The sequence below is a fragment of the Burkholderia arboris genome (assembly GCF_038723655.1).
In the GTDB taxonomy this organism is placed as follows: Bacteria; Pseudomonadota; Gammaproteobacteria; order Burkholderiales; family Burkholderiaceae; genus Burkholderia; species Burkholderia arboris.
Map to the genome: position 1 here is coordinate 3,095,991 of NZ_CP109822.1, position 18,302 is coordinate 3,114,292.

Sequence of the window (18,302 nt, forward strand, 5' to 3'; positions counted from 1 at the left end):
CCTCCGTGCGCGTGCAGGCACCGAATAACGCGCACGATTTCTTCATCTTAGGTAAAAATTCGGATGACCAAACAGTGGGAAACACCCGATAAAACGTCGGAAAGTATGCGGAATCGGTGCCGCCGTACGACGATGCCGGCGAATGCGTTCGCCGACGTCGATCCGGCGTCGACGTCGGCAGATTGATCAGCGGATTGGGTGCCCGCGCACGACAAACGTCATACGTTCCCGCACGCTACGCGATCGCCGACAGATCGAACGGCGTGTCCCGCAACCGCTTGCCCGTCAATCTGAACACCGCATTCGCGATCGCAGGCGTCACCGCCGGGCTCGACAGTTCCCCAACGCCGCCCGGCTTCGCCGGATCGCCCTGAACGATATGTATGTCGGTCTCGGGCATGTCGCTCATCCGCATCACGCGATACGTATCGAAGTTCGACTGCTGCACGCGGCCGTGCTTGAAATCGATGCGATCGGACGTCGCATGGCCGAGCCCCCACATCAGTCCGCCGTACAGTTGCTCGTCGACACCGGCCGGCGACACCGCGATCCCGCAATCGGCCACGCACGTGAGCTTCTCCACCGTCACCGCACCGTCCTTGCGCACGACTCGCGCGACCACCGCGACATAGCTGTCGTATGCCTGATTCGTCGCCACGCCGAGCGCAACGCCATCCGGCAACGGTTGCCCCCATCCTGCGCGCTGCGCGGCTTCGCGCAGCACGGCCGCATGGCGCGGCCGGTCGCGCATGTGCGCGAGCCGGAACTCGACCGGATCGCGCTTCGCCGCCTGGGCGGCTTCGTCCATCACCGATTCAACGGCGAACACGTTGGGGATGTAACTCACCGCGCGAAACCAGCCGGTCGGCACGCCCGTCTCCAGCCGGATCCAGCCGATGTCGCGATGCGGCGCCGAATACGCGAACTCCCACTTGGTCATCGCTTCGGTCGTGCTGAAATCCATCCGGTCGGTGCGCTCCAGGTAGCCGGGCTCCCATTGCTGCGGCGACGCGGGCATCACGCCGCGCAGCCACAGCGACGCCAGATTGCCCTTCGCGTCGAGTACCGCACGTGCGCGGTGGTAGCTCGCCGCGTGATAGAACAGCGCACGCATCTCGTCCTCGCGGCTGTTCATCAGCTTCACGGGCTTGCCCGTCTTCACCGCGAGCCAGGTCGCCTCGAACAGCCAGTACTTCGACTCGCGCGCGCCGAAGCTGCCGCCCGACACGAGTTCGTGCAGCGTCACGCGATGCGCGGGAATGCCGCCGATCACGTCGGCCGCTTCCATCGCGGTGGACGGCACCTGCAACCCGCCCCAGTATTCGATGCCGCCGTTGCGCGCCCACACGGTGATGTTGATCGGCTCCAGCGGATTCGCGGCCTTGTGCGGCATCGAATACGACGCCTCGATCGTGCGTGCGCCGGCGGCTTTTGCCTTCGCCGGATCGCCGTCGGCAATCGTCGGCACGACGCGCGCGGCGGGATCGTCGACCCACGCAGCCTGACGCGCGGCAAGCGTGCTGCTGTCGAACGTCGCGAACAGGCTGTCCTCCCATTCGATCGTCAGCGCGGCCTGCCCGCGATGCGCGGACCAGTAGTCGTCCGCGAGCACCGCGACGCCGGCCTGGTTGCCGCCGAGCACGTCGGGGCGCGGCGGAATCTGCAGTACCTCGCGCACGCCGGGAATCGCGAGCGCGGCCTTCGTGTCGACGCTGCGCACGCGGCCGTCGATCATCGGCGCGCGCGTGACGACCGCGACCAGCATCCCCGGCAGCGACACGTCGATGCTGTACGGAAACGACCCGTCGGCCTTCTGCGCGGCGCCGCGCTTCTTGCGCAGCTTGCCGATGTAGCGGAACTGCGCGGGGTCCTTCAGCACGACATCCTTCGGCGCCGGCAGCTGCGCGGCCGCTTGCGCGAGCGAGCCGTACGTCGCGCGGCGCCCGCTCGCGGCATGCAGCACGGCACCGTCTGCCGTCGTACATGCAGAGGCGGGCACGCTCCATTGCTGCGCCGCCGCTTCGACGAGCATCGCGCGCGCAGTCGCGCCCGCACGCCGCAGCCGGTCGTACTCCATCGCGACGCTCGTGCTGCCGCCGGTCGAGAACACCTTCCACAGCGGGTGAATGTAGTCCGCGAAGAACGGATCTTCCGGCGTGATCACGTCGACGCGGAACGGGTCGACGTCGAGCTCCTCGGCGACCACCGCCGCAAGCGCCGTGCGCGTACCGGTGCCCGAATCGTGCTTGTGCACGACGAGCTTGATCGTGTCGTCGGGCAACACGCGCACCCACGCATTCGGCTCGAATTCGCCGGCAGACGGATGCGGATCGCCGCTCACGTTCTTGCCGGCGGCCATCGCATCGGGCAGCCGGAAGCCGATCGCGATACCAGCTGCGAGCAACGCGGAACTCTGTTTGAGAAAACGCCGGCGCGGCGTGTCGTCGGTACCCGGCGTATCCGGTGCGTGATCGTTACGCATGTCACGCCTCCTTCGCGGGTTCGGCGGTGGCCTTCGACGCCGGATCGCCGGAAGCGGCACGCTTGATCGCGCGATGAATGCGCGCATACGTGCCGCAGCGGCAGATGTTGCCCGACATCGCCGACACGATCGCCGCGTCGTCCACCGGTTGCCCGCCCTTCAGCAACGCTGCCGCCTGCATCAGCTGCCCCGGCTGGCAATAGCCGCATTGCGGCACGTCCTCGGCCACCCACGCGAGCTGCAGCGGATGACGCCCGTCCGGCGACAGCCCTTCGATCGTGGTCACGTGCCGCCCGTTCGCGGCGGCGGCCGGGATCAGGCACGCGCGCACGGCCTGCCCTTCGAGGTGCACGGTGCACGCGCCGCACAGGCCCTTGCCGCAGCCGAACTTCGTGCCGGTGAGCTTGAGCCGGTCGCGCAGCACCCATAGCAACGGCATATCCTCCGGTACATTCTCGAGCGAATGGCGTGTATCGTTCACGACGATGTCGATCATGGGCGGTCTCCTGATTCGCATTCATGGGGTGGGCCCGCGTCCGTGGCGCGGTTTCGGAGCATTATCGAAACGCGATGTGCGGGTGCGCCAGCGATCATTTCGTCGAATCCCTGTCAGTCGGACTAACAGATGCTCAAGCGATACCCTTCGATCCAGTCGATGCAGGCGTTTCTGCAGGCCGCGCGGGTCGGCAGTTTTTCCAGCGCGGCGCGCCAGCTGGCGCTCACGCACAGCGCGATCAGCCAGCAGATCCGCTCGCTCGAGGAATTCATCGGCCAGCCGCTGTTCGCCCGCGCCGGCGGTCGCGTGATCCTGACCGATGCAGGCACGCTGTTCGCGAACCAGTTGTCGGACGGGCTCGAACAGATCGATCGCGCGCTGTCGTCGGTGAAAGGCCGCACGACCGGGCCGTCGCTCCGGCTCGACGTCGATCCGGAACTGATGCAGGGCTGGCTGCCCGCACGGTTGCCGGAACTGATGCGCACGCTCGACGGCACGACGCTGACGGTCCTGTCCGCGCCGCGCCACGACCGCGACGCATTCGATCGCGTCGATGTTGCGCTGCGCTATGGCTACGGGGAATGGGAAGGTGTGGACAGCGCGCTGGTCTGCCCCGACCGGCTGACCGCGATGGCCGCGCCGGCGCTGCTCGAACGCTACGGGCTCACCGCGCCGCTCGCGCCCGAACAGGTGCTGGAGCTGCCGTTGCTCGGCTATACGAAACGGTCGTGGATTCCGTGGCTGGAAGCGGCCGGGCTCGAGCCGGTCGAACCCGAGACGATCGCGGTGTTCGACAACGCGGCGGGACTCGTCGCAACGCTCGCGTCAGGGCTCGGCGCGGGATTGGTCCGTGGCCTGCTCGCGGCCGACGCGCGCCGCGACGGCCGGCTCGTCGAACTCTGCACGATCGCGATTCCGACGCACTACAACCTCCATGCGATCTGGCCGCGCGAGCGGCATGCGCGCGTGAAGCCGCTGATCGACGCAATCGGTGCGCTGGTCGCGCAGTCGCTCGCGCCTTGACCGGCGTGGTCAGGCCGTGAATCCCGCCGCGACCTCGCGCACGGTTTCAAGAAACGCACCGAGCACCGCCGACGTATCGTCCGCGCGGTAGCGCGCCTGCAGCGACACTTCCAGCTCCGGCGGCAACAGCGGCACGAACGTGACGCCGCCCGTCGAAATCTGCCGTGACGACGCAGGCAGCAGCGCGACGCCCAGCCCTTCACGCACCAGCGACAGCAGCGTATGGACCTCGACGACCTCGTGCGCGATTTGCGGCGTGAAGCGTGCATCGACGCAACTCTGTTGCAGGAAACGCGCCAGTTGCGAGTGCCGCAAGCCGAACGACACGAACTGCTCTCCGGCCAGCTCGCCGAGCGCGATCGCATCGCGTGAAGCGAGCGGATGGCCCGGCGGCAGCACGGCCACGGCGGTTTCCCGCACAACGATCTCGCTGCGGATCGACGGATCGTCCTGGAACAGCCGGAAGAAACACACGTCGAGCCGCTTCTCCTTCAGCGCGTCGATCTGTGCGGCCGGCGTCATCTCGTGCAGCGACCAGTGCACGTGCGGATGGCGTTCGGCGAACACGCGCAACGCGTGCGGGATCGGCGCGACCATCGCCGAACTGATGATGCCGACCGCCAGGCGCCCCACTTCGCCGCGCCCCGCGCAACGCGTGAGGTCGATCGCGCGATCGAACTGCGCGACGATCAGCGGCACCTGCTCCTTCAGTGTTTTCCCTGCCTCGGTCAACTCGACGCGATGCTGCGAGCGCACGAACAGCGCGGCGCCGAGCTGCTCCTCGAGCAGCCGGATCTGCTGGCTCAGCGGCGGCTGCGAGATATGGAGCCGCGCGGCCGCGCGCCCGAAATGCAGTTCGTCGGCCAGCACCGCGAAGTAACGCAACACACGCATGTCCATATCGCAAACGTATCAAGAGCGTCAGTAAAAAATATTGTACAGAGCACATACGGCTTGTGACACTCGGTCCCAAGCAGCAGTGCACGTCGCAGTGTGTCACTCGATGCCGGCGAGGGGAAGGCGCGAAAAAAAAGCGCCTTGCAAAGGGCCGCATGAATCCGACCGACCGGGTCGCTTCATCGACGTGCCTGCCCGCGATCCGGCAACCGGCTTTTCCGGTTCCTCTCAAGGAGATCGAGTAGATGATCATCGACACCAGCTGTTACCCGACGAATCTCGTCGACCTCGCGTGGCGTCACGACGGCCCGCCGTTCACCGGCGAACGCCTGATCGAGACGATGAACGGCCCGTTCCTCATCAACGGCAAGCCGCGCCGCGTCGACAAGGCGTTCATCCAGCCGCCGCAAGGCAACACCATCTATACCTATACCGACGGCGAAAAGTCGGGCACCGAATCGATCGACGCGTACATGGCGTACACGGTCGAGATGGTGCGCAAGCACCCCGACCGCTTCATCGGCTGCTTCGTGTACAACCCGCGCTGCGGCGTGGAGAACGGCGTCAACGCGATCGATCACTACGTGCGCAAGCTCGGCTTCAAGATGGTGCAGTTCCAGGCCAACATGCACGCGTACCGGCCCGACCGCGCGCTCGACTGGCTGCGCCCCGCGCTGAAGAAATGCGCGGAACTCGGCGTGCTCGTGAAGCTGCACACCGGCGACGGCCCGTACAGCATCCCGACCGAGTGGGTGCCGATGATCAAGGAATTCCCGACCGTCAATTTCATCATGGCGCACTTCGGCGTACAGACGGGCGGCGTCTACTGCTTCGAGCCGTTCCAGCTCGCGATGGATCTGCCGAACGTGTACTGCGAATCGGGCTGGTGCCTGCAGTCGCGCATCGTCGAATTCGCGAAGGTGCTGCCGAAACACAAGATCCTGTTCGGCTCCGACACGCCGCCGAACGAACCGGGCATGTGGCTGCGCCTGCTCGAAGTGCTCTGCTTCGACCCGCCGCAAGGGATGAATCTCGACGAGGACACGCTCGAGGATTACCTCGGCAACAACACCGCGCGAATGATCGGCCTCGAACCGACGCCCGCGCCGCGCACCGTCGACGAAGCGAAAGCGTTGCTCGCCGCGTGACGCGCGCCCCTCTCCCCCGATTCCGGAGCATTGCATGATCATCGATACGCACCTGCACCCGACCAACCTCGTCGACGAGGCGTGGCGCCACACCGGCGAGCCGTTCACCGGCGAACGCCTGCTGAAGATGATGGACGGCCCGTACATCATCAACGGCAAGCCGCGCCGCATCGACATGGGTTTCATCCAGCCGCCGCCGGGCAATACCGGCTATCGCGACGGCAACCGCCGCGGCCGCGACGGCATCCGCGACTACATGGCGTATATCGCCGAACTCACGCAGAAGTACCCGGACCGCTTCATCGGCAACTTCACGTACAACCCGCGCTGGGGCCCGGAAAACGGCGCGGCGGAGCTCGAATTCCACATCAGGGAATACGGCTTCAAGATGGTGAAGCTGCACGCGAACATGCACGGCTACCGGCCCGATCGCGCGCTCGACTGGCTGCGCCCCGCGATGAAGGTCTGCGCGAAGTACAACATCGTCGTGCTGATCCACACCGGCGACGGGCCGTACACGATCCCGACGCAGTTCTACCCGATCATCCGCGAGTTTCCGATGGTGAACTTCATCATCGGTCACTTCGGCATCCAGACGGGCGGCAACTACTCGTTCGAGGCGTTCTGGATGGCGATGGACACACCGAACGTGTACTGCGAATCGGGCTGGTGCTACCAGTCGCGCATCGTCGAGTTCGCGCGCGAGCTGCCGCGCAACAAGATCGTGTTCGGCACCGATTCGCCGCCGAACGAACCCGGCATGTGGCTGCGCGAACTGGAGATGCTGTGCGGGCCCGCGCCGCAGGGGATGGATCTCGACGAGGACGGACTCGAGGACTACATGGGCAACAACATCGCCCGCCTCGTCGGCATCGAGCCGACCAAGCCGCCGAAGGATCTCGACGAAGCGCAGAAGCGCCTGACGTCGACCTACCTGTAGCGCGCCGGCAGCCGGATCGCGTGCCGCCGCCGGCATGCGCGCGGTCCGGCCGTTCCTCTCCCGCATCCGACGGAGTGCATCATGGCGTCCAGTCTTTTCACCGAGCAGCAGGATTTCCACCACTTCGCGAACGCGTATCGCGAACGCTTTCCGGACGACGTGCTGACGATCGGGCAGCCGCTGTCCGCCGACCAGGACGTCACGGCCGTCGTCGCGTCGCTTGCCGCGCGCGGCCGGCATGACATGCTCGTCTGCGAACGCGTCGACGGGCTGTCGACGCCGCTCGTCACCAACGTATTTGCCTCCCGCACACGCATCGGCCGGTTGTTCGGCGTCGATGCGAACGGGTTGTTCGACGCCTGGCAGCAGCGCGCAAACGCCCCCATCGCGCCGGTCGTCGTGCCGCACGGTCCTGTGCTCGATCAAGTGGTCGAAGGCGACGCGGTCGACATTGCGCAGTTGCCGATGATCCGCCACTTCGAAACCGATCGCGGCCCATACGTGACCAACGCGGTGATCGTCGCCGAAGATCCGGCGACGGGCGTCGCGAACCTCAGTTACCACCGCTCGATGCCGCATGCTCGCAACGCGCTGGCGACGAGCCTGCATTCGCGCGGTCACCTGTGGCGGATGCTTCAAACAGCGAAGGCGCGCGGCGACACGCTGAACGTTGCGATGGTGATCGGCGCGCATCCGCTGTTCATGCTCGCGGCCGCCGCGCGCGTGCCGTTCGGCGCGGACGAGCGAGCAATCGCCGGCGGGCTGTTCGGCGCGCCGCTGCAACTCGTGCGCACGCCGCGTCACGGTATCGGCGTGCCCGCTGCCGCGGAGTTCGTGCTCGAAGGCACGATCGATCCCGACGCGCATGCCGAAGAAGGCCCGTTCGGCGAATTCACCGGCTATTCGTCAGACCGTTCGACCAACAACGTGCTGCGCATCGACGCGATGATGCGGCGCAACGATGCATGGCTCGTCGACGTGGTCGGCGGCCCGTACGCGGAACATCTGACGCTCGCGCGGCTGCCGCGCGAAGCCGAGATGAGCGAGAAGCTGAAAGCGCGCTTTCCGTCGGTCACCGCGATCCATTATCCGAACTCCGGCACGCACTTCCACTGTTACGTCGCGCTGAAGCAGTCGCGCGACGGCGAAGCGCGCCAGATCATGCTCGCACTGCTCGGCTGGGACCCGTACCTGAAGAACGTCGTCGCGGTCGACAGCGACATCGACATCGCCGACGACGCGCAGGTGCTGTGGGCGATCGCGACGCACTTCCAGCCGCACCGCGACCTGTTCGTCGTCGACGGCCTGCCCGGCAGCCCGCTCGATCCGTCGTCGTCGGCAGACGGCACGACGTCGCGGATGGGCATCGACGCGACGCGCGGCTCGCGCTTCGACGGCATACGCGCACGCGTCGGCGACGCCGCGGTGCAGCGTGCCACGCAAGTCATCGCGCAACTCGGCGGAGCCACGCGATGAGCGCGCGGCGGCTCGTGGTCGGCATCAGCGGCGCATCCGGCTTCGTGTACGGGATGCGGCTGCTCGCGCTGCTGCGCGATCTCGACATCGAGACGCACGTGGTCGTATCGCGCGCCGCCGCGCTGACGATGGCGCACGAGACCGACTTCAAGCTGTCCGACATCACGGCGCTCGCCAGTGTGCTGTACCGCAGCGACGACATCGCCGCGCCGATTTCGAGCGGCTCGTTCCGCACGCTCGGGATGATCGTCGCGCCGTGCTCGATGAAGACGCTCGCCGAAATCGCGAGCGGCCTTTCATCCGGCCTGATCTCGCGCGCGGCCGACGTCGTGCTGAAGGAGCGCCGCCGGCTCGTACTGCTCGCACGCGAGACGCCGTACACGCTCACGCACCTGCGCAACATGGCCGCCGTCACGGAGATGGGCGCGATCGTCGCACCCCCCGTGCCGGCGTTCTACGCGCGCCCTGCTTCGCTCGACCAGATGATCGACCACACGCTCGGCCGCGTGCTCGACCTGTTCGACCTCGATTCCCGCACCGTCCATCGCTGGAAAGAAAGCGAATCCCTGCCCAATCCGCAGCCCAACCGACTCAACGGAGACGCATCATGACCCACATCCACACCACCCACAGCGACGTCGAAAAGATTCCGGTCACCGTGCTCACGGGCTTTCTCGGCGCGGGCAAGACCACGCTGCTGAACTACATCCTGCGCGAGAAGCACGGCCGCAAGATCGCGGTGATCGAGAACGAGTTCGGCGAGATCGGCATCGACGGCGGCCTCGTGCTCGAATCGACCGAGGAAATCTACGAGATGACGAACGGTTGCGTGTGCTGCGTCGGCGCGGTGCGCGAGGATCTCGTGCGCATCGTGCGGATGCTTGTCGCACGGCCCGACCGGCTCGATCACATCATCGTCGAGACGAGCGGGCTCGCCGATCCGTACCCGGTCGCGCAAACCTTCTTCCTCGACGATCCGATCGCGAAGGAGGTCGCACTCGACGCGGTGGTCACGATGGTCGACGCGAAGCATATCCGCGCGCACCTCGACGATCTCGTGCTCGACGGCCGCGACAACCAGGCCGTCGACCAGATCGTTTGCGCAGACCGGATCGTGATCAACAAGGTCGATCTCGTCGACACACCGGACGTCGATGCGCTGACCGCACGGCTGCGCGAGCTGAACACGACGGCCGAGATCGTCACGTCGAGCTACGCGCAGGTCGATCTCGACCGCATCCTCGGGATCGGCGCGAACGAATTCGCGCAGATCCTCGTCGAGAGCGACGGGCTGCACGCCGATGCGCCGCATGCGGACGAACACGTGCACGAGCATGGCCACGACGAACACGACGACCATGCGCACGACAGTCACGCCGCGCACGCACACGACGAAGACCACGACCATCACGAGCACGACGAAAGCGTGTCGTCGGTCGGCATCGAAGTCGAATCGGACGTCGATCTCGACGCACTCGAAGCGTGGCTCGGCGAGCTGCGCCGTGCCGACACCGCAAACCTGTTCCGGATGAAAGGCATCCTCGCCGTGCAGGGCCGCGCGCAGCGCTACGTGCTGCAGGGCGTGCACGGCGTCATCGAACTGCGCGCCGCACAGGCGTGGGGGTGCGAGCCGCGCTCGTCGCGCATCGTTTTCATCGGCCGCGATCTCGATCGCGCCGCGCTGACCGACCGTTTCCATGCCTGTCTCGCCGCGCCGGTCGCGGCCTGACGGGCACGCCAGGCGGGCGCGCCATGCGCCCGCCCGATAACGAACCTCAGGAGACACGCCCATGAACTCTGCTTCACATCCCGTCGATCGGGTCCTGCCGCGCCGCCAGATGCTGACGCTCGGCCTGCAGCACATGCTCGTCGCCTACATCGGCGCGATCGCGGTGCCGCTGATCGTCGCGTCGGCGCTGAAGATGTCGCCCGCCGACACGACCGTGCTGATCAGCACCGCGCTGTTCTGTTCCGGCATCTCGACGATCCTGCAGACGGTCGGCATCTGGAAGCTCGGCGTGCGGCTGCCGATCCTGCAGGGCGTCGCGTTCAGCAGCGTCGGCCCCGTGATCGCGATCGGCATGACGCCGGGCGTGGGGTTCGCCGGCGTGTGCGGCGCGGTGATCGGCGCGGGCATCATCACGACCTTCGCGGCGCCGCTGGTCGGCCGGCTGCGCCGCCTGTTCCCGCCGGTCGTGACGGGCTGCATCGTCACCGTGATCGGGTTGCAGCTGTTTCCGGTCGCGTATCAATGGGCGGGCGGCGGCGACGCGGCGAAGCTGCAGTTCGGCGAGCTGTCGTTCCTCGCGGTCGCGCTCGTCGTCGCGGTCGTGATCCTCGCGGTCAACCGCTTCGCGAACGCGTTCCTGCGCAACCTGTCGGTGCTGATCGGGCTCGTCGCCGGCAGCCTGCTCGCGATCGCGCTCGGAATGGGCAACTTCACCAACGTCGCGGCCGCGCCGTGGTTCACCGTGCCCTACCCGTTCCACTTCGGCACGCCGGTGTTCGCGATCGTGCCGGTGCTGACGATGGTCGTCGTGATGATCGTGCAGATGGTCGAATCGATGGGCCTGTTCGTCGCGATCGGCGACATCGTCGAGAAGCAGGTGAGCGAGGAGGATGTCGTGCGCGGGCTGCGTGCGAACGGCGTCGCGAGCGCGATCGCCGGCACCTTCGCCGCGTTCCCGTTCATCGCGTTCATGGAGAACGTCGGGCTCGTGATCCTGACCGGCGTGCGCAGCCGCTGGATCGTCGCGGTCAGCGGCGTGCTGATGTGCGTCGTCGCGCTGGTACCGAAGATCGGCGCGATCGTCGCGTCCACGCCGTCGGCCGCGCTCGGCGGCGCGGGCATCGCGATGTTCGGCGTGGTGGTGGCGGCCGGCGTGCAGACGCTCGCGAAAGTCGATTTCGAGAACAACCGCTACAACGTGCTGATCGTCGGCTTCACGATCGCCACCGCGCTGATTCCGGTGATGGCGCCGAAGGTGTTCGCGCACATGCCCGACTGGACGCAGCCGTTCCTGCACAGCGGCGTCGTGCTCGCGTGCCTCGTGTCGGTCCTGCTCAATGCCTTGCTCAACGGCGTGCCGGCGGCGGCGCCCGTTGAATCGCACGCCCATGCCGACGCCGCGCACCGCAGCCCGATGGCGCGCGAGTGCGACTGACCGGCTTCCTGCCGCGCGCGGCATCGTGCCTGCGCGCGGCGCCTGACGCATAACGACCCGACCATCCGACTCCGAGGAGACCCGACCATGAGCGTTCCTTCTTCTTCGCTGCTGATCCGCAACCCGATCGCGGTCATGAGCGGCCGCGCCGGCGACGCCGCGCGGCTCGGCCAGGCCGACCTGCGCATCCGCGACGGCAGGATCGACGCAATCGCGCCCCGTCTCGCGCCGCTGCCCGGCGAACGCGTGATCGATGCAAGCCATTGCGTCGTTTATCCGGGCTGGATCAACACGCATCATCACCTGTTCCAGAACCTGCTGAAGGGCGTGCCGGCCGGCATCAACGCGGACCTGCAGGAATGGCTCGCGGCCGTGCCGTATCCGCGCGTCGCGCGCTTCACGCCGGAACTGGCACGCATCGCGGCTCGGCTCGGCTTCGCGGAGCTGCTGCTGTCCGGCGTGACGACCTGCGCCGACCATCACTATCTGTATCACGCGAACGGCACGACCGAGACCGGCGACCTGCTGTTCGACGAAGCGGCCAGCTTCGGAATGCGCTTCGTGCTGTGCCGCGGCGGTGCACTGCAGGCGGCCGGCGATCACCCGGGCTTCGCCGGCACCGCGCTGCAGCCCGAGACGCTCGACCAGATGCTCGCGGATATCGAGCGGCTCAAGGCGCGCTATCACGATGCAGGCGCGGCATCGATGCGCCGCGTGGTCGTCGCACCGACGACGCCGACCTTCTCGCTGCCGCCCGGCCTGCTGCCCGAAGTCGCGCGTGCGGCGCGCGGCATGGGCCTGCGGCTGCATTCGCATTTGTCGGAGACGACGCGCTACGTCGATTTCTGCCGCGAGCGCTTCGGCAAGCTGCCCGTCGAATTCGTCGCCGAACACGAATGGCTCGGCCCGGATGTGTGGTTCGCGCACCTGGTCCATCTCGAAGCAAGCGAGATCGCGATGCTGGCGGAAACGGGCACCGGCTGCTCGCACTGCCCCGTCAGCAACGCGCGACTCGGCAGCGGCATTGCACCCGCGCCGCGCATGGCGGCGGCCGGCGTGCCGGTGTCGCTCGGCGTCGACGGTGTTGCGTCGAACGAATCGGGCAGCATGACGCACGAAGCGAATTTCGCGTGGCTCGTGCACCGCGCGGCGCATGGTGCGTCGGCCACCACCGTCGAGGGCGTGCTGCACTGGGGCACGCAGGGCGGCGCGCGCGTGCTCGGGCTGGAGGCGGTCGGCACGCTCGCCGTCGGACAGGCCGCCGATCTCGTGCTATACGACGTGAGCGGCCCGCGCTTCAACGGCTTCCACGACGATGCGATCGCGCCGGTTGCGGCCGGCGAACCGGCGCCGGTGAAGTACACCATCGTGAACGGCCGCGTCGTGGTGGATAACGGCGAGATTCGGGGCCTCGACCTCGCGGCGCTGCGCCGCGAGGCGGTCGATGCGGTACGGCAGCTGCTCGACTGACGGGAGGCGACGCGATGAATCCACGCATCCGCATCGGCATCCTGACGCCGTCGTCGAACACCGCGCTCGAACCGCTGACGACCGAGATCGTCGCCGGCCTGCCGAACGTCAGCGTGCATTTCGCGCGCTTCACGGTGACCGAGATCGCACTCGATGCGGCCGCGCTCGACCAGTTCGACGCGGCGCGCATCCTCGTCGCGGCGCGACAGCTTGCCGATGCGCGTGTCGACGTGATCGGCTGGAGCGGCACGTCGGCCGGCTGGCTCGGTTTCGAGCGGGACGCCGCGCTGTGCCGCAGTATCGAGAAAGCAACCGGGATTCCGGCGACGACATCGGTGCTCGCGCTGAACGAACTGCTCGAACGCACCGGCGTGCGACGGCTCGGCCTCGTCACGCCCTATCTCGACGACGTGCAGCAACGGATCGTGCGTCAATACGCGCAACTCGGCATCGAGTGCGTAGCCGAACAGCATCTGGGGCTGCGCGACAACTACAGCTTCGCGGAAGTGCCCGATACGCAGCTCGCGGCATTGATGCGCAACACGGCGCAGGCCCGACCGGATGCGGTCGTCACGTTCTGCACGAACCTGCATGCCGCGCATCTGGCCGGTCCGTTCGAGCAGGCGACGGGGATCGCGGCGTACGACACGGTGTCGACAGTGGTGTGGAAGGCGCTGAGGATCGCGGAGGTCGATACGCGCGGGTTGGCGCGGTGGGGGAAGCTGTTCCAGATGAGTTGATGCGCGTCGCCGCCGCCGCGAGTATGCTTGAGCTTCGAACGCTCTCCAACACGCGGCGGCACGGCGAACGCGATACCGGTGCCCCGCCAACCGTCATTCACCATCGATGGATTTCGACGTCATCGTTCTCGGCGCCGGCATTGTCGGCGTCTCGGCCGCGCTGCACCTGCAGGATCGCGGGCGCAAGGTCGCCCTCGTCGATCGCGGTGCGCCCGGCGAAGGCACGAGCTTCGGCAATGCAGGCCTGATCGAGCGCTCGTCGGTCGAACCGTATCCGTTCCCGCGCAGCCCGTTCACGCTGATGCGCTATGCGCTGAACCGCTCGACCGATCTTTACTGGCACAGCGCGTCGCTGCCCGCGTTTGCGCCGTGGCTCGCGCGGTTCTGGTGGGAATCGGCGCCGCTGCGTCATGCGGCCGCTTCGCGCGACATGCTGCCGCTGATCGAACGCTGCATCGTCGAACACGACGCGCTGATCGCGCGGGCCGGCGCCGGCGAACTGATCCGCGCGAACGGCTGGCTGGAAGCGTTCCGCACGCCGGCCGCATTCGAACGCGGCGTGGCCGAAGCCGGCCTCACCGCGCGCCGCCACGGGCTCGGCATCACGCCGCTCGACGCGGCCGCGCTGCTCGCGCACGAACCGAGCCTCGCGCCCGGCTTCTGCGGCGCGCTGCACTGGCTCGATCCGAAAAGCGTCGTCGATCCTTCCGCGCTGGTCAAAGCGTATGCGCAACTGTTCGTACAAGGCGGCGGCACGCTGCTCACCGGCGACGCCGCTAGCCTCGACGCGCTGTCGCCCGGCTGGCAGGTTCACACACAGGATGGCGCGGCCGCCGCACCGGCCGTCGTCGTCGCGCTCGGCCCGTGGTCCGACACGGTGTTCGGCAAGTTCGGCTACAAGATCCCGCTGCGCGAGAAGCGCGGCTATCACATGCACTACGCGCCGTCCGCGCGCGGCGTGCCGTCGGCGCCGATCGTCGATCGCGAATACGGCTACGTGATCGCGCCGATGCGGCGCGGGCTGCGATTGACGACGGGTGTCGAGATCGCGCGGCGCCGCGTGCCGCCGACCGGCGTGCAGCTCGAGCGCGCGGAACGCGTTGCCCGCCCCGTGTTCGGCTTCGGCGAGCGGCTCGACCCGCATCCGTGGCTCGGCTTCCGGCCGTGCACGCCGGACATGCGCCCGGTGATCGGCCCCGCGCCCGCCCATCGCGGGCTGTGGTTCGCGTTCGGGCACAACCACCACGGGCTCACGCTCGGCCCCGTCACCGGCCGCCTGCTGGCCGAGATGATGACCGGCGAAGCGCCGTTCACCGATCCGGCGCCGTATCGCGCGGACCGCTTCTGAACGCGCGATACCCGCCGGCACGCCGTCACGACCGGCGCCGGGCCCGCCGTCAGCGAAAGCGGAGCTGATTTCGCCCCAACTGCGCAACGGACGAGCACCCCATCAGCCGCATGTCCCGTTCGATTTCCGCGCGCATCAGCTGCAACGCGCGCTCGACGCCGGGCTGACCGGCCGCGGCGAGCGGGAACAGGTAATAGCGCCCCAGCCCGACTGCCTTCGCGCCCAGCGCCAGCGCCTTCAACACGTGCGAACCCCGCTGCACGCCGCCGTCCATCATCACGTCGATCCGGTCGCCCACCGCGTCGACCACCTCGGCCAGCTGATCGAACGCGGCGCGCGAGCCGTCCAGTTGGCGGCCGCCGTGGTTCGACAACACGATGCCGGTACAGCCGATGTCCGCCGCCCTGCGGGCGTCCTCGACCGAAATGACGCCTTTCAGGCAAAACTGCCCGTTCCATTCCCGCACCATGGCGGCGACATCGTCCCATGTCATCGACGGATCCAGCATTTCCGTGAAGTAGCGGCTGATCGACATCGCGCCGCCCCCCATGTCGACATGCTGGTCGAGTTGCGGCAAACGGAACCGCTCGTGGGTGAGATAGTTGAGCGCCCAGGCCGGCTTCAACGCGAACTGGGTCAGCCCCGCGAGATTCAACCTGAACGGAATCGAGAAGCCGGTTCGCTTGTCCCGCTCGCGATTGCCGCCGGTGATGCTGTCCACCGTCAGCATCATCACGTTCACGCCGGCCTGCCTGGAGCGGTTCATCATCTCGCGGTTGAGGCCGCGATCCTTGTGAAAGTAGAACTGGTACACCTGCGGGCCCTGGCTGATCGCGCGGGCTTCCTCAAGGCTCACGGTGCCGAGCGACGACACGCCGAACATCGTGTCGAATTTTGCGGCCGCGGCTGCGACGGCGCGCTCGCCGTCGTGGTGAAACAGGCGTTGCAGCGCCGTCGGCGAGCAATAAACCGGCATGCCGAGCTTTTGCCCCATGACCGTCACCGACAGGTCGACGTCGCGCACGCCACGCAACACGTTCGGCACCAGGTCGCAGCTTTCGAACGCGCTCGTATTGCGTCGATACGTGACTTCGTCGTCTGCCGCGCCGTCGATGTAATTGAAGATCGGCCCCGGCAACCGCCGTCTGGCCAGCTCACGGAAGTCGTGGAAATTGTGGCAATCGTTCACACGCATGGGTCATACTCCATTCGGCAAACGAGCGGCATGCCGGTCGGCCGGCGTGCATCGCTCGCGTCGCAGCGTTCATCCTGTCCCGATGACCGATCTCCTCACCCGGCGCGACAGCCGCACCGGCACCCGCGGCCCGCATCGCGCCGACCGTTTCCGAACCTGCGCGGGATCGACTCGCCCGCTCAGTCGAGCGCGCGGCCGAAAATCCGGATCACTTCGTCGAGATGCTCGGCCATCGCGCGGCGCGCGGCGTCCGGGTCGCGCGCACGGATCGCGTCGAGGATCGCGCGGTGTTCAAGCTCCGACCGGTGCGGCATGTCGTTCGGCATGTACAGCGACTGCAGCCGCTGGAACATCAGGTCGTACTTGTGCGCGAGCAGCTGCTTGATCATCAGCGCATACGCGGCGTTGTCGCTCGCTTCCGCGATGCGGATATGGAACAGCCGGTCGCCCGGATGCGTGAGCGAGCCGCTGCGGTTGTCTTCCTGGTTGCGCAGGAACGCTTCGTGAATCCCTTCGATCTGCGCGTCCGAGCCGTGCCTTGCGGCGAGCGACGCGGCTTCCGGCTCGATCAGCCGGCGCGCCTGCAACAGCGCGAACGGCGGGATTTCGGTATCGAGGTCGAGCGCGATGCCGAGTTCCGGGTCGATCTCGACGATCGAGAACGGGGCGACTTTCGCATCGGGTTCGGGCGCAGGCTCGGGCGCAGCGACTGCTTCGGGATGGCGCACCTTCACGCCGTCGCCGACGCGCACGCTGACGAGCCCGCTCACTTCGAGCGCGATCAGCGCCTCGCGCACCGAGGTACGCGACACGCCGAACTGTTCGGCCAGTTCGCGCTCGGGCGGCAGATAGCTGCCCGGCGGAAAATCGCCGGACTCGATCATCGCACTGAGCTTGTCGGCGATCTGCTGGTAGAGACGGCGGTTCTGAATCGGCTGGATGGACATACGTTGACGCTGGTGATCGGTTTCGTTCCGGACGGTCTGACGAATCGAACAGACCGTTCGCGCCTATTTTATATGCCGCGCTTCACATCGCCCGGTATCGCATAGCAACGCGCGGCCGTGCCGCCCCACAACGCGCTGCGCTCGGCCGCCGACAGCCGCGACTCGGCCCAGCGTTCGACCAGCGACGTCACTTCGTCATACGACGCCGCCAGCAGGCACACGGGCCAGTCCGACCCGAACATCAGCCGTTGCGGCCCGAACGCGTCGAGCGCCGCGTCGAGACACTGTTCGATGTGCCGGATGTCCCGCGCGCGCAGGCCGCGCTGCCAGTCGGCTTCGGTCACGAGCCCCGACAGCTTGCATGCGACATGCGGCAACGCGCCCAGTTCGCGCAGCGACGCCCGCCAGCGCGCGAGCGCCGTGTCGTCGTGCTCGAATGCCGAAAGTGCCGGCTTCCCGGCATGATCGAGCACGAGCCAGTGCGCGTCGTGCGTCGCGCAGAACGCGCGCACGTCCGGCAACTGGCGTTCGAGCACGAGCACGTCGTACACGTAGCCGTTCGCCTGCAGCCATGCGATGCCCCGATTGAACCCGGGATCCGCGACGAACGCGGCCACGTCGGCTTCGTCCTGCACCTGATGACGAAAGCCGCGCAGCTTCGGGCTGCCCCACTCGGCGACACGGTCGGCAAGCGCCGGCGCGCCGAGATCCTCCCAGCCGACCACCGCCGCGATACGTGCGTCGTCGCGCGCGAGATCGAGCAGGAACGCCGTCTCGTCGCGCCCGGCGCGCGCCTGCACCACGATCGATGCACCGAGCGCCTGCGCATGCATCAGCGGCCGCAGCGCATCGGGCAGGTAATCGCGCGCGAGCACGCCCATTCCCGGGCCGATCCACGGATAGTCGGCCGCGCGATAACGCCAGAAGTGCTGATGGGAATCGATACGCACTGCGCCCATGGTGCCCTCGTGTTCAA

General features: G+C 67.5%; 16 protein-coding genes. 10 read left to right on the forward strand and 6 right to left on the reverse strand.

Features of this window, described 5'->3' with window-relative positions; genetic code table 11:
* Positions 1 to 235 precede the first annotated feature (235 nt).
* A complete protein-coding gene (locus OHZ10_RS31350; protein ID WP_342705309.1) occupies positions 236 to 2,482 on the reverse strand; it encodes a xanthine dehydrogenase family protein molybdopterin-binding subunit in 2,247 nt (748 codons plus the stop codon).
* Position 2,483: 1 nt separating this feature from the next.
* Positions 2,484 to 2,978, reverse strand: a complete 495-nt coding sequence (locus OHZ10_RS31355) for a (2Fe-2S)-binding protein (protein ID WP_059239354.1) — start codon at positions 2,976 to 2,978, stop codon at positions 2,484 to 2,486.
* Between the two features lie 129 nt (positions 2,979 to 3,107).
* Here OHZ10_RS31355 and OHZ10_RS31360 point away from each other — a divergent pair, with 129 nt between their 5' ends.
* Entirely contained in the window at positions 3,108 to 4,001 is an 894-nt protein-coding gene (locus OHZ10_RS31360) for a LysR substrate-binding domain-containing protein (RefSeq protein WP_059239352.1), read from the forward strand.
* Between the two features lie 9 nt (positions 4,002 to 4,010).
* Here the strand turns inward: OHZ10_RS31360 and OHZ10_RS31365 are convergent, their stop codons facing one another.
* Positions 4,011 to 4,901 (reverse strand): LysR substrate-binding domain-containing protein, encoded by an 891-nt coding sequence (locus tag OHZ10_RS31365; RefSeq protein WP_342705310.1) that lies wholly within the window; start codon positions 4,899 to 4,901, stop codon positions 4,011 to 4,013.
* A gap of 242 nt (positions 4,902 to 5,143) precedes the next feature.
* Between OHZ10_RS31365 and OHZ10_RS31370 the strand changes: the two genes are divergently transcribed.
* From OHZ10_RS31370 to OHZ10_RS31410, 9 genes are all read left to right on the forward strand, one after another.
* Entirely contained in the window at positions 5,144 to 6,046 is a 903-nt protein-coding gene (locus tag OHZ10_RS31370; RefSeq protein ID WP_011354246.1) for an amidohydrolase family protein, read from the forward strand.
* A gap of 34 nt (positions 6,047 to 6,080) precedes the next feature.
* The gene (locus OHZ10_RS31375; RefSeq protein WP_059239348.1) at positions 6,081 to 6,986 is read left to right on the forward strand and encodes an amidohydrolase family protein; all 906 of its coding nucleotides are present in this window, start codon (positions 6,081 to 6,083) and stop codon (positions 6,984 to 6,986) included.
* 81 nt (positions 6,987 to 7,067) lie between these two features.
* Positions 7,068 to 8,462, forward strand: coding sequence for a UbiD family decarboxylase (locus OHZ10_RS31380; RefSeq protein ID WP_342705311.1), 1,395 nt, complete (start codon positions 7,068 to 7,070; stop codon positions 8,460 to 8,462).
* Positions 8,459 to 9,073, forward strand: coding sequence for a UbiX family flavin prenyltransferase (locus OHZ10_RS31385; RefSeq protein WP_174992497.1), 615 nt, complete (start codon positions 8,459 to 8,461; stop codon positions 9,071 to 9,073). The genes OHZ10_RS31380 and OHZ10_RS31385 overlap by 4 nt, the downstream gene beginning before the upstream one ends.
* Positions 9,070 to 10,191 carry a GTP-binding protein gene (locus tag OHZ10_RS31390; protein WP_342705312.1) on the forward strand — a complete coding sequence of 374 codons (1,122 nt, stop codon included), beginning with the start codon at positions 9,070 to 9,072 and terminating at the stop codon, positions 10,189 to 10,191. Before OHZ10_RS31385 ends, OHZ10_RS31390 begins: the two co-directional genes overlap by 4 nt.
* A 61-nt stretch (positions 10,192 to 10,252) precedes the next feature.
* Complete coding sequence (locus OHZ10_RS31395) at positions 10,253 to 11,626, forward strand: nucleobase:cation symporter-2 family protein (RefSeq protein WP_256087233.1); 1,374 nt, start codon at positions 10,253 to 10,255, stop codon at positions 11,624 to 11,626.
* Between the two features lie 87 nt (positions 11,627 to 11,713).
* Positions 11,714 to 13,096 (forward strand): amidohydrolase family protein, encoded by a 1,383-nt coding sequence (locus tag OHZ10_RS31400; RefSeq protein ID WP_342705313.1) that lies wholly within the window; start codon positions 11,714 to 11,716, stop codon positions 13,094 to 13,096.
* Between the two features lie 14 nt (positions 13,097 to 13,110).
* The gene (locus tag OHZ10_RS31405) at positions 13,111 to 13,836 is read left to right on the forward strand and encodes an Asp/Glu/hydantoin racemase (protein WP_340624655.1); all 726 of its coding nucleotides are present in this window, start codon (positions 13,111 to 13,113) and stop codon (positions 13,834 to 13,836) included.
* Positions 13,837 to 13,942: 106 nt separating this feature from the next.
* Positions 13,943 to 15,184, forward strand: coding sequence for an NAD(P)/FAD-dependent oxidoreductase (locus OHZ10_RS31410; protein WP_059239335.1), 1,242 nt, complete (start codon positions 13,943 to 13,945; stop codon positions 15,182 to 15,184).
* Positions 15,185 to 15,233: 49 nt separating this feature from the next.
* On the opposite strand, the gene OHZ10_RS31415 is transcribed toward OHZ10_RS31410, so the two are convergent.
* The 3 genes from OHZ10_RS31415 to OHZ10_RS31425 all read right to left on the reverse strand — a co-directional run bounded on the left by OHZ10_RS31415 (position 15,234) and on the right by OHZ10_RS31425 (position 18,285).
* A complete protein-coding gene (locus OHZ10_RS31415) occupies positions 15,234 to 16,379 on the reverse strand; it encodes an alpha-hydroxy acid oxidase (RefSeq protein ID WP_059239332.1) in 1,146 nt (381 codons plus the stop codon).
* A gap of 179 nt (positions 16,380 to 16,558) precedes the next feature.
* Entirely contained in the window at positions 16,559 to 17,326 is a 768-nt protein-coding gene (locus OHZ10_RS31420; protein ID WP_059239330.1) for a FadR/GntR family transcriptional regulator, read from the reverse strand.
* A gap of 68 nt (positions 17,327 to 17,394) precedes the next feature.
* Complete coding sequence (locus tag OHZ10_RS31425; RefSeq protein ID WP_059239328.1) at positions 17,395 to 18,285, reverse strand: amidohydrolase family protein; 891 nt, start codon at positions 18,283 to 18,285, stop codon at positions 17,395 to 17,397.
* Positions 18,286 to 18,302 lie beyond the last annotated feature (17 nt).